Annotated in this window: 9 protein-coding genes; 5 read left to right on the top strand and 4 right to left on the bottom strand. The window is 32.7% G+C overall.

From position 1 onward, the window contains the following. Positions 1-249: 249 nt before the first annotated feature. Both LQ673_RS09485 and LQ673_RS09480 read right to left on the bottom strand, forming a co-directional pair. Positions 250-1,788 carry a bifunctional metallophosphatase/5'-nucleotidase gene (locus LQ673_RS09485; RefSeq protein WP_191836670.1) on the bottom strand — a complete coding sequence of 513 codons (1,539 nt, stop codon included), beginning with the start codon at positions 1,786-1,788 and terminating at the stop codon, positions 250-252. Positions 1,789-2,464: 676 nt separating this feature from the next. Further along, the gene (locus LQ673_RS09480) at positions 2,465-3,100 is read right to left on the bottom strand and encodes an FMN-dependent NADH-azoreductase (protein ID WP_191836669.1); all 636 of its coding nucleotides are present in this window, start codon (positions 3,098-3,100) and stop codon (positions 2,465-2,467) included. A 171-nt stretch (positions 3,101-3,271) separates the two neighbouring features. Here LQ673_RS09480 and LQ673_RS09475 point away from each other — a divergent pair, with 171 nt between their 5' ends. Next, entirely contained in the window at positions 3,272-3,862 is a 591-nt protein-coding gene (locus tag LQ673_RS09475; protein ID WP_204171101.1) for a histidine phosphatase family protein, read from the top strand. A 42-nt stretch (positions 3,863-3,904) separates the two neighbouring features. Here LQ673_RS09475 and LQ673_RS09470 read toward each other — a convergent pair whose 3' ends face one another. Further along, positions 3,905-4,606, bottom strand: coding sequence for a GntR family transcriptional regulator (locus LQ673_RS09470; protein WP_191836668.1), 702 nt, complete (start codon positions 4,604-4,606; stop codon positions 3,905-3,907). 154 nt (positions 4,607-4,760) lie between these two features. Between LQ673_RS09470 and LQ673_RS09465 the strand changes: the two genes are divergently transcribed. Together LQ673_RS09465 and LQ673_RS09460 are read left to right on the top strand one after the other, a co-directional pair. Beyond that, entirely contained in the window at positions 4,761-6,650 is a 1,890-nt protein-coding gene (locus LQ673_RS09465; protein ID WP_191836667.1) for a beta-glucoside-specific PTS transporter subunit IIABC, read from the top strand. A 13-nt stretch (positions 6,651-6,663) separates the two neighbouring features. Continuing rightward, entirely contained in the window at positions 6,664-8,106 is a 1,443-nt protein-coding gene (locus tag LQ673_RS09460; protein ID WP_191836666.1) for a 6-phospho-beta-glucosidase, read from the top strand. Between the two features lie 178 nt (positions 8,107-8,284). Here the strand turns inward: LQ673_RS09460 and LQ673_RS09455 are convergent, their stop codons facing one another. After that, a complete protein-coding gene (locus tag LQ673_RS09455) occupies positions 8,285-10,327 on the bottom strand; it encodes a helix-turn-helix transcriptional regulator (protein WP_191836665.1) in 2,043 nt (680 codons plus the stop codon). Between the two features lie 492 nt (positions 10,328-10,819). On the opposite strand from LQ673_RS09455, the gene LQ673_RS09450 reads away from it, so the two are divergent. Together LQ673_RS09450 and LQ673_RS09445 are read left to right on the top strand one after the other, a co-directional pair. After that, positions 10,820-14,122 (top strand): LPXTG cell wall anchor domain-containing protein, encoded by a 3,303-nt coding sequence (locus LQ673_RS09450; protein ID WP_191836664.1) that lies wholly within the window; start codon positions 10,820-10,822, stop codon positions 14,120-14,122. Positions 14,123-14,495: 373 nt separating this feature from the next. Beyond that, a partial coding sequence (locus LQ673_RS09445; RefSeq protein WP_239745046.1) for a YSIRK-type signal peptide-containing protein occupies positions 14,496-17,268 on the top strand: 2,773 nt, incomplete at its 3' end.

The raw sequence follows: 17,268 nt of genomic DNA, 5'->3' as shown, positions 1-17,268 counted from the left end.
TCCAAATATGTATTATCACTACAAATAAATAAAATCTCGATACAAATTTAATTATACCCTTCGATTATGTAAAATTACAACATGAATATGCATATATTTTCTATTTAATGCCATAATTTGTATGGACTCCATTTACATAAAAATATTACCACAAAATCTTATGCTTTTTTACATAAAAATAGAAAATTTTGTTAAATGATTGTAAGGATATTAAAGATTTGTCTGATGCATCATATTTTTAGAGTTTAGTTAATATTTAATTTCAAAATTCATTACTTTTGGCACATCTTCTATACTGTGTTGTTCTAAGAAATCAATCAGCATTTCAGCACCTTCAACTTGAATATCTTTGATGATTTTATCAGCACTATACATGTTAAAATCACCGCCACCAACTGCTCTATAATTATTAAGAACGATAGAATAATGTGTGTCTAATTCTATAGGTTTGCCTTTAAATAAAACATTTTCTACACGATTGCCAATAGGTTTCTGAATATTGAATGTATATGAAATACCTGCGTACATATCATAGTTATAATGTTGTGGTTTAGGTTCAATGAAAGCCTTATTCACAACGAGTTCACCTTGTTCAATATCGAAGTATGAAGCGGTTCTTTCTAAGGCTAGTAATAGATCTTTACCTGTAATATCTAATACATAGAAAGTATTAGGGAATGGGTAATTATTTATAACGTCACGCATCGTAATAGTTTGTCCAAACCCAACACCACTATCAAATAATGCTGAAGCGGATATATCAGCACCACTAAGCTTCATTTGCGCATAATTAATAAAGTTAATCAGTGGGTGTGGCTCTATTCTTGCTTTAAAATGATCGTCGACATACATCGTTTGAGATTGTTGAGAGATTTCAGTATCTAACCAGTCATTAATTTCTTTTTCTAAGTTTGTAAGATTTTGTGGAATTGAAATTTGTGGTTGATAGTCTTTAACAAATAGTAATTCTGAATCTGCTGATAACACTTTGTTTGTTTCTTCATCAATTTTCAATGTGATCTTACCGAGACAATCTCCTTTACCACCGGGTTGAATGACTGCTGTTTGGTTAATGACTTCTGCAATTTCTCTATGCTGATGACCGGTTATCAATACATCAACACCTTCTAATTCTGTTAGTAAATCATAGCCTTCATTTTCACCAGTCAGTAATTCAGTTTCTTCACCAGTATGTAAATCACGCTCAAATCCTCCGTGATAACACACGACAACAATATCCGCGTTACGTCTCACTTCTGGTATCAGTTCTTTCGCAGTTTCAACAGCAGATTGGAAACTTAATTCAGCTATTGTATCGGGTTTCTCCCAATGTGGTATATATTGAGTCGTTAAGCCGATAATACCGAAAGTTGTTTTGTCTTTTTCTAAATAAATGACATCATTACCAGTGAAAGGTTTATGATCTTTAAAAATATTTGCCGATAGCACAGGGTAGTTTAAAGATTTAATCGCGTCATAAAGGTAAGGTAAGCCATAGTTGAATTCATGATTTCCAATAACACCGAAGTCAAAACCAATCTGGTTGTATAGATCCGTTAAAGGCTTGCTTGATTTTGTTTCCGAAGCCAAATACGAACATAGAGGTGACCCTTGTAGAAAATCACCATTGTCCATTACGATGACATGTTCGTGAGTTTGCTTGATATCTTGAATCATTTGATTAATTTTAAGTAACCCCTTAGGTAAGTCTTGATGAGCCTCTTGATAATCAGTAGGGAAGATATAGCCATGAATATCACTCACCGTTAAAATTACAATCTCTTTCATTATGAAAAAGCCTCCAATCATAAAATAATTCCTTGATAAATATAGTATAAACGAAACTTTTGAATAAAATGTAATATATTTTAGGATTAGAAGGAAATTTGCGGAGGATGTGTGGGTTTCTGGACCGATACGAAAAATTATCGGTCCAGAAATGAGAAATATGGACCGATAAAAATAATTACCGGTCCAGAAAAGAGAAATACGGACCGATAAAAATAATTACCGGTCCAGAAATGAGAAATACGGACCGATAAAAATAATTATCGGTCCAGAAACGAGAAATACGGACCGATAAAAATAATTACCGGTCCAGAAACGAGAAATATGGACCGATAAAAATAATTACCGGTCCAGAAACGAGAAATATGGACCGATAAAAAAATTTATCGACCCGAAAACAGGATTTACAGGCCGATAAAAATAAATATCGACCCGAAAACAAGATTACCAGGCCGATAAAAATAAATATCGACCCGAAAACGAGATTACCAGGCCGATAAATAAAATTATCGACCCGAAAATGAGATTATCAGGCCGATAAAAATAAATATCGACCCGAAAACGGGATTTACAGGCCGATAAAAATAAATATCGACCCGAAAATGAGATTATCAGGCCGATAAATGAAAACCTGAGTCATCGCACGATGACTCAGGTTCAATATTACAATATTAAATTAGAATGTTTGTCCTAATGCTTTTGCACGTTCGATTGCGTCTGCTTTGATTTCTTCTGCTTTTTCTGGGTTAGCATTATGACCTTCAACAATTAAACCGTCAAAGTCAGTAATTCCGTAGAAGTTCATCATTTGTCCAATGTAACGGTGACCCATTTCTAAGTCAGCTGCTGGTCCTTCACTATAATATCCACCACGTGCTTGAATGTGTAATGCTTTTTTATCTGGTAATAAACCAACTGGACCTTCAGCTGTATATTTGAATGTTTTGCCAGCTACTGATACTGAATCTAAGTAAGCTTTCATAACTGGTGGGAATGAGAAGTTCCAGAATGGTGTGACGAATACATATTTGTCTGCATTAACAAATTGATCACTTAATTCGTTTAAGCGACGTACTTTACCTTGTTCGCCTTCTGAAAGTTCTTCAAATCCTTGTCCTGATTGTAATTTACCCCAACCAGCAAATACATCTGCATCAATTTGTGGAATGTATGAATTGTATAAATCGATATGAACGATTTCATCATTAGGGTTTGAAGCTTTATAACTTTCGATAAATGATTTAGCTGTTGCCATTGAAAAAGAAACAGTTTCATCATGTGGATGAGCTGTAATAAATAATACTTGTGACATAATAATATTTCTCCTCTGTGATAAAAATTAAACTAACTATAATTATTATACTTAAATTCTTTAGCAAAGCAATAGGAATGCTCATGAAAATAAATGTTATTTTACACTTAAGTTTTAATAATGGTAGGATAAATGTAATGAATGATAATTTGATAAGAGGGATGATGGATTTTGAGTAAGAAATTATACTTAATGAGACACGGACAAACATTATTTAATGAGAAGAAGAAAATTCAAGGTGCATCTGATTCACCATTAACACAATTAGGTATTGAACAAGCGCGTATGGCAAAAAAGTATTTCGATGAATCGAATATAACATTTGAGTCGCTTTACGCATCTACACAAGAACGTGCGAGTGATACACTTGAAATTATATGTCCAGAAAGGCCATATGTAAGATTAAAAGGATTAAAAGAATGGAACTTTGGACTTTATGAAGCTGAAAGTGAAACTTTAAATCCGCCACATAAGCCAGGTGAAACTTCTTATGGAGACTTCTTTGTTGATTATGGCGGTGAGTCTAGTGAAGAACTGCAAAATAGAATGAATGAAACTTTAACAGATATCATGAATACAGATGAAGCCGATACAATTTTAGCAGTAAGTCATGGTGGGGCATTATATATGTTTTTACAACTATGGTTATCATTTGAAAAAGTTAAAGAAGTGAAATTCTCCAATTGTTGCATACTCGAATTTGAATTTGAAGACAATACATTTAAATTTATACAAGCCATTAATCCAACAGAAATAGCATAAAAAGACGGGACAGCCATCGTACATGATGACTGTCCCGTTCTATTATTTAATTGAAGGTATATAGAATCTAGAATTTTCATAATGGAATATGATTTTAGAGTAGTCGAAAGGAATACCTGTACTTGTGTAGAATATTTGTTCATATTCTAACGATGGATCACCTTCATTTAATTCCAAGTGTGTCGCATCTTCTTTATTTAATTTACCAATATTGAAATATATATCAGTGAATCCTACTTTGACTTTTAAATTATTTTCAATGTAATGAAAGATAGAACCATTGGCAATTTCTTCATTTATGTATAAGACAACATTTTTACTAAAATAAGAAGTTTCAATACAGAATACTTCTCCATCAAGATATCTAACACGATCGACAAGATATACAGTATCATTATCTTTTAACTTTAATTGTTGTTTTACTTCATCTTCAGGTTGAATCTCCGCAACTTTTAAGATTTTACTCGTTACCTCGTGCCCTTTAAATTCATCTGAAAATCCATCAGCAGTAAATAAGTTAACAAATCCATCTCTTTTCGGATTTCTTACATAGATGCCACTGCCTCTAGCTTGATAGATTAAACCTGTTTTTTCTAGATTTTTGAGAGCATTGATAATCGTACTCTTGCTCACGTTAAATTCACTTCTTAAAACTTCAACACTCGGTAATTTATCCCCAGCTTCATAATGCCCATTATTGATAAGCGACTCAATACGTTCAGCAATAAGCTCGTACTTAAGCATATTAATCCCCACTTTATGATAGATATTACTCATATTATAGCACTAGTTAAATTAATAACACCAACTAAATATATACCTATCTTTACAAATTGTATCGGTATAATTATAATGTAAGTGTATACAAAATAGAATATAGATTAATTGAGGTGTAATTATGTCAAACAAGAACGAAAGAATTGCTAAAGAAATTCTTGATGTTATTGGCGGGGAAGATAACGTTCTTAAAAGTACTCATTGTGCGACACGACTAAGACTCGTACTAAAAAGATCAGATCCAACTGCTAAAGAAAAAGTTAAGAAAATAGAAGGTGTTGTGACTGTTGTTGAAAATAATGGTCAATTTCAAATTGTTATTGGGAATAATGTAAGTGATGTATATAAATCATTTGAAAAGTTATTAGGTAACACAAATAACCAGCAAAATAATGAAGCACCGGAAGAAAAAGGTAGTGTTCTAAATAGAATTATTGCCACAATGTCAGCAGTATTTGCGCCATTTATTTATATTTTGGCTGCTGCAGGTATATTACAAGGTTTACTTATCTTAATAAATTTGATTGTGCCTTCATTTGCTAAAACGGGAACTTATGAGGTATTTAACTTTATATCATGGGCACCATTTACATTTTTACCTATTTTTATTGCAATAACAGCATCAAAACATTTTAACGTAAACATGTACATAGCTATTGCATGTTCGGCTGCTTTAGTCAGTCCTGATTTCTCAGCAATTCTTGAAAGAATCGGTGATGGGGAAACAGTGAGATTGTTTGGTATGCCACTAACTGAAACAGCATACACATCATCTGTACTACCACCATTACTTCTTGTTTGGATTTTATCTTACTTAGAAAAATTCCTTAATAAGACGATACATGAAGTAGTTAGACCATTGTTTGTACCATTTCTTTCAATCATTATTATGGTACCTGTGACATTGTTAGTAATTGGTCCTATTTCAACTCTAGCGGCACACGGTATTGCAAATGGTTATAATTCATTGGTAGAAGTTGCGCCTTGGCTTGCCGGAGCAATTATAGGTGGTGTATGGCAAGTATTTGTAATATTTGGTGTACATTGGGGTATTACACCAGTGGTACTTGCTAACTTTGAACAATACGGAAGTGATTCATTCCAAGCTTACCAAACAATTGCTGTTATAGCGCAAGTTGGAGCAGTTGTAGGGGTACTCATTAAAGCAAAGACTCAAGAAATAAAGAGAGTATCATCATCAGCTGGTATAACAGGTATTTTTGGTATTACAGAACCGGCAATTTATGGTGTTAACTTGAGATTTAAGAAACCATTTATTATTGCATGTATTAGTGGTGCAATAGGAGCGTTTGTAGCAAGTTTCTTTAATCCGAAATATTATGCATACGCTGGATTACCGGGACCATTAACGATTGTAAATGGTTATAATGCTGATAATGCATCATCTATATGGGGGATTTTAATAGGTACTGCAATTGCGATTGTTCTTCCTATCATATTAATTCAGATTTTTGGATATGGTGAAGATACGACAGAACAGGTTGAAGATGCGGATGCTAATCAATCTAATGTAGTTGCTCAAAATGAAGAACTAGAACTAGATATTAATGCACCAGTTGAAGGAAATCTTGTACAACTTGAAGATTTTCCAGACCCTGTATTCTCAGAAGGTTTAATGGGAAAAGGTATTGCAATAGAACCAGCTCATAATACGATTTGTAGCCCTGTTGATGGGAAGATTAGTATGATTGCACCATCTAAACACGCAATTGGGATAAATACTTTAGATGGAGTAGAAATATTGATTCATATTGGTTTAGAAACAGTAGAACTTAATGGTAAAGGATTCGAAGTATTAGTGTCAGAAGGCGATGCAATTTCAACTGGAACACCACTTATAGAATTTGATAAATCATCATTAGAAGAGCAAGGTTATAACACAATAACGCCAATTATAGTGACAAATAGTGCAGAATTTAGTGAAGTAATACCATCTACAAAATCATCAATAGATAAAGACGATATTATTTTAAATATTATTAAAAAATAAAGGAGCGTTTCAAATGGCTAAATTAAACAAAGACTTTTTATGGGGTGGCGCTTTAGCTGCTAATCAATTCGAAGGTGGATATGATCAAGGTGGTAAAGGGTTAAGTGTTCATGATGTGATGACTGCAGGTGAGCATGGTAAAGCACGTGAAATTACTGAAAAGGTTGAAGCGGACAAATACTATCCTAACCATGAAGGTATTGATTTTTATAATAGATATAAAGAAGATATTGGTTTGTTCAATGAGATGGGATTAAAATGTTTAAGAACATCTATCGCATGGACACGTATTTTTCCAAATGGTGATGAAACTGAGCCTAATGAAGAAGGTCTAAAGTTCTATGATAATGTTATTGATGAGCTTTTAAAATATAACATTGAACCGGTATTAACGTTATCTCATTTTGAAATGCCATTACACTTAGCAAGAGAATATGGTGGTTTTAGAAATCGTAAAGTTGTAGACTTTTTCGTGCGTTTTGCTGAAACTGTCTTCAATCGTTATAAAGATAAAGTGAAATATTGGATGACATTTAATGAGATTAATAACCAAATGGATACAAGTAATCCTATTTTCTTATGGACGAATTCAGGTGTCACTTTAACAGAAGAAGATGATGCTGAAGAAGTACTATATCAAGTTGCGCATAATGAATTAATCGCAAGTGCACTTGCTGTATCAAAAGGTAAAGAAATTAATCCAAACTTTGTTATTGGGAACATGATTTCTCACGTACCTATTTATCCATATTCATGTAATCCTAAAGATATTTTAGAAGCGGAAATTGCAAGTCGTTTAAGATATTTCTTCCCAGATGTTCAAGTAAGAGGGTATTACCCAGGTTATGCATTAAAAATGTTTGAGAAAAAAGGTTACGACATTAAGTGGCAAGAAGGCGACGATGAAATCTTGAAAAAAGGTACGGTAGATTATATCGGCTTCAGTTATTATATGTCTACAGTCGTTAAACATGATGCAGAACAAAGTGTTGATGGTAATGTTGTGAATGGTGGATTACCAAATTCAGTAGAGAATCCATACATTAAAGTCAGCCAATGGGGTTGGGCAATAGATCCAATTGGTTTACGATATACTTTAAATGCGCTGTACAATCGCTATCAGTTACCATTATTTATCGTTGAAAATGGCTTCGGTACAACAGATGAATTTAAAGAAGACGGTACAATAGATGACCAAGAAAGAATCGATTACTTGAGAGAACATATTCAAGCGTCTATAGAAGCGGTTGATGAAGACGGTGTTGAACTAATGGGTTACACACCATGGGGCATAATTGATATCGTATCATTTACAACAGGTGAAATGAAAAAACGATATGGTTTAATTCACGTAGATCGTGATAATGCAGGAAAAGGAACATTAAAACGTACTAAGAAGAACTCATTCTATTGGTATAAAAATGTCATCGATACAAACGGTGAAGAACTTAAATAATACAACTAATTAAACAATTTGTAAGATTAGGAATGATTCCTAACCTAAAGAAAATAACATCTCATTTTAATGATTTAATCGTTAAAAATGAGATGTTATTTTGTTTTTGTTAATGTATTAAAAAATTATTCCTTTTCATTAAATAAAGGGGGTTATGTAAATTCCTCTAATAGAAATATTAATGATATATAGTAATCATCATTACCGATTTTGGTGGAACATTTGCTATAAATGGTCCCAATTTAAAGTTGTGTTTGCGTACTTTAAATAGTGGAGCATTGTACTGACTAATTTTATATTTTAAAGTATTTGGAAGGCAATTTCTTTCTGTGAGGTTGGAACTTATTATACCATCTATACTGCCAAATTTAGTATTTAATAATTCGCTAGTAATAATCATATTTGATGAGTTAATATGACCAAAATCAATAAAGTATTTTTTAGTGAATTCTCTTATATTGTTAGTGTCTGAGTCATCGCTATTGTATAAAAGTATATTGTAACCGTACATGTTTTTAGTTATTAAATATCCGTCTCCATAATAACAATTAGCTTTTGAAAAATTATATAACATCAAACCAAGAAAGAAAAATGGTGTTTTGTTTTCTGTTTCATCAAAAATAGATATTAGATTCATACTACTTTTTTCTTTTGAAAAAGGAATGCTTGCCCCAGCAATATATTTAACAATTGAAATTGAGTTTTCTAAAAAATACCCTATATTATATATGGAGAGTTCATTATATAAATTATCATAATTTAATATAATTACATTTTTATTCGCATTAATTTTAGAAATATATTTTGGTAAAGACTTATTCAGAATATTGTAAGTATCATTTTGTTTTTTTGTTCTTTTACCATCATAAAATAAAAAATCAATTGTAAAATAATCTGGAGACAATTGAAGCAACCTTGAATCTACCTCCAAATTTTTAATGTAGTATTCCGTAATATCAATTGAAATTTGAATACTTTTACCGTATGAATCTCTTTTAATATGTTTAATATCATCAATAGAAAAATATTTTAAATCTAATAATAATAGAATTTTTCTATCGCTAAATGAGAAGGTACTCAAATGTTCATCTTCTAATATTTGTAATTCTTTTATCACTTTCAAAATGAAATAAAAGTACTTTAAACTATTAATTTTTAAAGCGACAGAAAATTTCGTTTTTAATAATTTTCTAAGTCTTGATACTATATTGTGGAAATCATTGTTAATAAAATTTTCTATATTTTCACTTATATATATGTATGAAGGAAGTCGATAATTGTTAAAATTTTTATAAGTAAAGATTGCTTCATTGATAATTAGGTCTAAATTATTGTATTCCCCAATATCTATCAAATTAAAAAATGAAAATGCAGGTTGAGTAATATTTTTGTCATTAATTAATATATCAACATTACTTAAATGTTTTTGGAAATCAAAGTTTACTTTAGATAATGTAGCTAAATCCTCTTTAATACCTTCTATATTTAATTTCTTATTTTCAATAGGCATATGTCTGTACTTTTTAGGTGTAATACCAAATTCTTCTTTAAAATGTTTTATGTAAACAGTTGTATTTGCATACCCCCATTTTCTTGCAATGCTTTCGATTTTTACTTTTCCGTTTCCAATATCTTTCATAGATTTTGAAAGTCTGAGTGATCTAGTGTATTCATAATAATTTAAATTAGTGTTGCTCTTAAATAATGTAGAAACACTAGTTGTAGACATATAAAATTGTTGAGATAAATCTTTAAGCGTAATTTTATCAGTTAAATGATTAGTAATGTAATTAGTGATATTTGAAAAAGTGTCGTTAGCATTAGAATTAATATTTCTTCTATATTTTGTAATGGAATTTATAATTTTTTTAATTAGTCTAGTAGTTTCAGTTTTATGGAAATTTCTACTTAGATAGCTTTTGAATAGAATTGATAAATCGTACATCAATTCTTCGCGTTCTAATAAAGAATACTTTTGGTTAAATATATTTATATTATATTCTTTAAAAATTGAGCTAGGTAAATATAACAACAAAACATCATTAGTATTAATATAATACAATTCTGATTCATTTATAATATATAAATTTTTGCGATTATAACTATTTCCCTCAATATAGATTTCTACATTTCCCTTCAAAGATATTACTAAGATTAAACCATCATAAGCACGACTTGGGTATTTCATAGGATTATCTAAATAATAGAATTTTGGAATCATTCAGAATCCCTCCTCTTTTAAATCAGATAAAAACAGTAAGGATAAAATATTTTTAAATGATTATATCATAATTATAATGAATATTTAATGATATAGAATTTACAGGAATAAAAACATAAGTAAATAAAAACTTAATATAAACAATTTGTTGATAATCATTTTACAATTTAATAGGATATTTTTATGTATATAAGATATTTTTAGCCTATAAAAATATACATTTTTTTAGAAAAGTAATTTTTAGACGATTATTTTATTACTATGTTATACATTCAACGTCTATAAAAGCATTAAATATATTAGTAGAAGTGCATCTATAGAACATATATTGCATATTCACTTTTCAATAACTTTAGTAAGTTAGTATATTTGTTTATTTATGAATTCATTCGAAAAAACAATTTGAAAATAAGGAGGTAGAATAAAATCACTATTGTATAACACGGGAAAGTTAGAAGGTTAATTTGTATAAAATAAGAAAGGGTTTTACTTATGAATAATAAGCAATATGTAAAAAGGAAACAAGTTTTTGGAATTAGAAAATTATCTTTTGGAACTGGATCAGCTTTATTAACTACACTTTTATTCTTCGGTGTGAGCAATTCTGTTTATGCAGCAGAAAATGGAAATGATATAAGCAGTGAAGTTAATGAGTCTCTATCAGAAGAAACAAATAAGGTTGTAACGGAACCGAAAAATTCAGAAACAAGTGAAGTAGCAGAGCCAGAAAGAGCAGAAGTTACAGAATCAGGAGCAAGTGAAGTAGCAGAGCCAGAAAGAGTAGAAGTTACAGAACCAGAAGCAAGTGAAGCAGCAGAGCCAGAAAGAGCAGAAGTTACGGAATCAGGAGCAAGTGAAGCAACAGAGCCAGAAAGAGCAGAGGCTACAGAACCAGAAACGAGTGAAACAGCAGAGTCAACTGAAGCAGAAGGTAAGGATGTAGCAGAACCAGTATTAAGAGTGGCAGCAGAACCAGTTAGTTATATTAGTAATTATAGTGCGACAGATAATTATGTATTATCAGATAATATAAAGGTAATTGGAGGAGGGGGAGTCAATGTAACTCCAGGTGTTGCTAGAGTACAGAAAAACGGGAGAGTTATATATGACTATATAGTTTCCTTAAATCCAGTTCAATCAAGTGATCATATTCAAACTGCTAGTACATTTAATATTACAATTCCAAAATTTGCTGAAAATGTAAAATTCACTTTGATTGGTACAAGGGAGAAAGAAAGTTATAAACCTCATAATGTTGATTTAGAATTAGGAATAATGAGCTTCGATGAATATGATGAGAATCAAGAGAGATATAATAATATTCCAACGTATGAAGAATACTTAGAATTTAAAGAAAGTGGTAATATCCCTCTTTCAGTTGTTGAGAAAAAAATAGAAAAAGAAGATGGTGAAGATACGTATTATTATACAGGTGGTTCAACATTTAATGATTTAGTTCGTCAATTTAGTGTTAATACGATTGTTTTTGGCCCAGTTGGTATCAAAGTTGAATTTGATATTTCAAAAGAACAATTTGAAAAAACAAAATATTTACCTTTAGATGCAAGGCTAGCGTGGAGAGGAAAATTTGAACCAGCTGTTCTCTTAAGCTATGAGAATGGTGCTCAATCTATGGATGATTATAGGCCGAATACAATTGGTAATTCAAAGAACTATGGTGAAGGATCTTCATACCAGTTTATAGAACATCCAGAATTAATAAGACCAGGAGATTTTGATGAACACGGCTTGTATACTCAACCTGGTATTGCGGTAACGCGTAATACTGGAAGTTGGGATACGATTGGTCCAGATATATCAACAGGAATATTTGATTATGTAAAAATATTTAACTTACGTGCAAATCCTGCTGTTACTTATTATGCTCCTGTAAATGAAGATCACGCGGATATTGGAGTAGTATCAGAGGTTATATTACCTGACGAAGATATTATCGATTCAGATAGCAACTCTGATACAGACAGCGATTCAAACTCAGATAACAACTCTGATTCAGATAGCAATTCAGACTCAGACTCTGACAGTAATTCAAACTCAGATAGTGATTCAGACTCTGACATGAATTCAAATTCAGATTCAGATAGCGATTCAAACACTGACAGCAACTCAGACTCAGAGAGTGATTCTGATACAGACAGGGATTCAAATTCAGATAGCAATTCAAACACTGATAGCGACTCAGACTCTGATATGAATTCAAATTCAGATAGCGATTCAAATTCAGACAGCAATTCAAGCTCTGACAGCAATTCAAACTCAGATAGCGACTCAGACTCTGACAGCGATTCAAATTCAGATAGTGACTCAGACTCTGATATGAACTCAAATTCAGACAGTGACTCAAACTCTGATATGAATTCAAATTCAGATAGCGATTCAAACTCAGACAGCAATTCAGAATCAGATAGTGAATCAAACCCAGATAGCAACTCAGACATGAACTCAAACTCAGATAGCAACTCAAACACTGACAGCAACTCAGACTCTGACATGATTTCAAATTCAGATAGCGATTCAAATTCAGATAGTGACTCAAACTCTGATATGAACTCAAACTCTGACAGCAATTCAAACACAGATAGCGACTCAAACTCTGATATGAATTCAGATTCAGATAGCAGTTCAGACTTAGACAGCAACTCAGACTCTGACATGAATTCAAATTCAGATAGTGACTCAAACTCAGATAGCAACTCAGACTCAGTTAACAATTCAAACTCAGATAGCAACTCATCTTCAGATAGCAACTCAGACTCTGACATGAACTCAAATTCAGACAGCGATTCAAACTCAGATAATGATTCAAACTCAGACAGCAACTCTGATTTAGATAGTGACTCAAATTCAGACAGCGATTCAAACTCAGATAGCGACTCTGATACAGATAGCAACTCAGACTCAGATAGTAGCTCAAATTCAGATAGCGATTCAAGCTCAGATAGTGACTCAAACTCAGATAGCAACTCATCTTCAGATAGCGACTCATCTTCAGATAGCGACTCAGACTCTGATATGAACTCAAATTCAGACAGTGACTCAAACTCTGACAGCAATTCAGACTCAGACAGCGATTCAAATTCAGATAGCAATTCAAACTCAGATAGCAACTCAGACTCTGACATGAATTCAAATTCAGATAGCAATTCAAACTCAGATAGCGACTCAGACTCTGATATGAGTTCAAATTCAGACAGCAATTCAAACTCAGATAGCGACTCAGACTCTGATATGAATTCAAATTCTGATAATGATTCAAATTCAGATAGCAATTCTGATTCAGATAGCAATTCTGATATAGATAGCAACTCAAACTCAGATAGTGACTCAGACTCTGACATGAATTCAAATTCAGACAGCGATTCAAACTCAGATAGCAACTCATCTTCAGATAGCAACTCAGACTCTGACATGAATTCAAATTCAGACAGCAATTCAAACACTGATAGCGACTCAGACTCTGATATGAATTCAAATTCTGACAGCGACTCAGACTCTGATATGAGTTCAAATTCAGACATCGACTCAAACTCAGACAGCAATTCAGATTCAGATAGTGATTCAGATATGGGTATGGGTTCAAATGATTCAAGCACTAGTAGTGGATCAGGTGTTGCTAAAGCTGCTGCTATAAATGATTCTAATAAGTTAAATAAAGAAAAAGATTTACCAGTTACAGGAGAGCAAACTCTAAATAATACAACATTAATAGGTAGTTTATTCGCTGGTATTGGTTCATTATTCTTATTTGGTCGCCGTAGAAATGAAGATAAATAAATTAAACATTTAAGATGTGGGCTAAAACGTACTAAGAAGAACTCATTCTATTGGTATAAAAATGTCATCGATACAAACGGTGAAGAACTTAAATAATACAATCAGACCTTGTCATACATAATGACAGGGTCTTTTTTATGCCAGTAAATTGGTATTTGAAATTTGTCGGAAAAATAATTACTGATATTAAAAATAAAATATATTTTAGATACTCTTAAAATTAAAACGTTGTAATATACAAAATATAAATACAAATAATAACTTTTTAAAATAAATGTTGTACAATTTAAAGTGCGCTAGTATAATTTTACATGATAAGTGCTTGATGTTCGAAATGCTTATCGAATATCCAAAAAATTCTGGAGGTATATAAATGGAACAAAAGAAAAGAAAAAGAGTTAAAAAATTAGATTTTTTACCTAATAGATTAAATCATTATTCTATTAGAAAATTCACGATTGGTACGGCTTCAATCTTAGTTGGTTCAGCTTTACTTTTCGGTATAGGTAGTGAAGCTAAAGCGGATGAACAAGCGAGTCATTCAACTGTACAAGATGATGGTGTGAATAAGGATAAAGCAAACATAGATGATTCTGTTCAAGAATCTGCCTCAACAGAAGAAGCGAGCACAGAAGAAACAGCGCCAGAAACTGAGACAACAGAAGAAGCGAGCACAGAAGAAACAGCGCCAGAAACTGAGTCAACAGAAGAAGTAAGTACGGAAGAGAAAGCACCGGAAGCTGAGTCAACAGAAGAAGCGAGCACAGAAGAGAAAGCACCAGAAGCTGAGTCAACAGAAGAAGCAAGCACAGAAGAGAAAGCACCAGAAGCTGAGTCAACAGAAGAAGCAAGTACAGAAGAGAAAGCACCAGAAGCTGAGTCAACAGAAGAAGCAAGTACAGAAGAGAAAGCACCAGAAGCTGAGTCAACAGAAGAAGCGAGCACAGAAGAAAAAGCATCGGAAACTGAGTCAACAGAAGAAGCAGGTACAGAAGAAAAAGCGCCAGAAACTGACAAAACAGAAGAAGCAAGTACAGAAGAGAAAGCACCAGAAGCTGACAAAACAGAAGAAGCAAGCACAGAAGAGAAAGCACCAGAAGCTGAGGCAACACCAAAAACTACAAACAAAGTAGCAACAGAAAAAGCTCAGTCAGCTAAATCAACTTTAGAATCTAATACCGCAAATAAAAACGATGATTATTCAATCTCACAAGTTCGTGATGAAGAAACAGCTGCTACATATTATAAAAAAGCTGCCAACGTTTCTGATAAACAAGCTCGTGAAGTAATCAGTAATTTAAATTTAGATACTAAAAATTTAAGTGAACAAGAATTACAATATGAATTGATCAAAGCGTTAGCAAACAAGCAGAAAAACAATAAACCATTAGCAACTGCATTAAGAGTGGCATCACCAAAAGATGAAGAATCTTTAAATATTGCTTCAAATGAATTAATCAATACATTAGCAGTAACAGATAAATCAAAAGTAATCGAAGCAGATGCGATTAAGAATGGATATATCAAATCACAAACTGACGCAACTAACGCTGTAAATACTTTGTCAGGAAGAGCCTGGATTGTTGATAAAGGAACGCCTGCAACAATGTCTAATGGACTTACAGCAGTTCCTGAAGGTACGAAAGTATACTTACAATGGATCGATAAAGATGGAGCTGTATCACCAACATATATGGCTACAACATCTAACAAATTAAGCTCTTCAGATGGTTCTCAAGTAGGTCCAGGTGCATATGCATTTGACTTAAGAGACGCTTGGACTGACGCAAATGGAAAAGAGCATAAATATAATTCTTCTGGTGGTCAATTATATCGTCTATGGATTGAAGATTTTGAAACAGAGAACGGTAATACTGCAACAATGATACGTCAAGCTGGTGGATTTTATCCTGGAAGATATACAAATTCAGTAAGTAATTCTAATTTAGGGCAATTCCCACTAATTGGCACTAACATGCAACGTACTGGTATATACATGGGAGTTAAACCTACTAATGATTATATGACTACAGATAAATCTAATTGGATTCATGATGAAGAAGGTCCGATTAGTAGTCCAGCAGTAGATACAAAAGCAAAAAATTCAGTTTCAGGACAAGTTTGGTTTGAAACAGGTGCTGGAGACTATGCTAACTCAGCTACAGGACCAAATAATAATAGTAAAGATCCAGAAGCTGCTGGTTATACAGTTGTTATGTCTTCATTAACTGAAGAAGGTGCCAAACAATATAAAGCTCAAGTTAATAGTTTACCAGAAAAAGAAAGAGCAGCAGCAGCTAAAGCATTATTAGAAGCAAATCCTGACTATATTTCAGCAACTGTTTATGGTGAAACAGATGATACCGGTCGATATACTTTGAGATTCCCAGATGGTACGTTAAATACAAGCTATATGTATGGTTATGTGATGGATCCAGATGGTAATGTAGTGAATGCATATTCATCTTATACAAGCCCTCAATTTAGAGCACCAAACAGTAACTTGTCATGGGCACCACAAACAGCACCGGCTCAAAACTTAGTTGCTAATCCAATGTGGTATAACGTTAACTTTGCATTGGTTCCATCTAATGATATTAACTTAGATGTGTTGGAATATAATAATACAGATAAACCGGCAGTTCCAGGTGATGAAGTTCACATTGACTTAACAGGTTCAAATATTTCACCACTACCAACGCGCGTTGAGTGGAGAGATAAGAACGGAAATGTAGTTCAAAAAACTGGCGACATTAATACGTTAGAAGATGGTGAACAACAAGGTACATTTATTGTTCCAGATAGTGCGGTAGATGGAGATATTTACACGGCATATTTAGTAGTAGGAGACAATGATGTAGCAGCTGATTCATTTATCGTAAAAGTTATGGATAACAGACAATACGAACCAACTACAGACGGTGTAACGAAAGATCATGGCACACCAACGACAACAGACGATGTAACAGGTTCAGTGACAATCCCAGACTATCCAACGGATAAAGATCAACCAACAATTACGGTGGATGACGAAACACAATTACCAGATGGCAATACACCAGGCACAACAGAAGTAGATGTGACAGTGACATATCCAGATGGAACAGAAGATCACATAAAAGTACCTGTAACAGTAGGAGAACAAG

It is taken from the genome of Mammaliicoccus sp. O-M54, from assembly GCF_022386035.1.
Taxonomy (GTDB): Bacteria; Bacillota; Bacilli; order Staphylococcales; family Staphylococcaceae; genus Mammaliicoccus; species Mammaliicoccus sciuri_A.
Note: the sequence above shows the minus strand (reverse complement) of the source record. Positions and strands in the feature narration are given on the sequence as shown.

Bases quoted from the DNA above. Each gene is read 5' to 3' on its own strand.
- LQ673_RS09455 (WP_191836665.1), bottom strand. From the start codon at position 10,327: ATGATTCCAAAATTCTATTATTTAGATAATCCTATGAAATACCCAAGT.
- LQ673_RS09485 (WP_191836670.1), bottom strand. From the start codon at position 1,788: ATGAAAGAGATTGTAATTTTAACGGTGAGTGATATTCATGGCTATATC.
- LQ673_RS09460 (WP_191836666.1), top strand. From the start codon at position 6,664: ATGGCTAAATTAAACAAAGACTTTTTATGGGGTGGCGCTTTAGCTGCT.
- LQ673_RS09480 (WP_191836669.1), bottom strand. From the start codon at position 3,100: ATGTCACAAGTATTATTTATTACAGCTCATCCACATGATGAAACTGTT.
- LQ673_RS09450 (WP_191836664.1), top strand. From the start codon at position 10,820: ATGAATAATAAGCAATATGTAAAAAGGAAACAAGTTTTTGGAATTAGA.
- LQ673_RS09465 (WP_191836667.1), top strand. From the start codon at position 4,761: ATGTCAAACAAGAACGAAAGAATTGCTAAAGAAATTCTTGATGTTATT.
- LQ673_RS09470 (WP_191836668.1), bottom strand. From the start codon at position 4,606: ATGCTTAAGTACGAGCTTATTGCTGAACGTATTGAGTCGCTTATCAAT.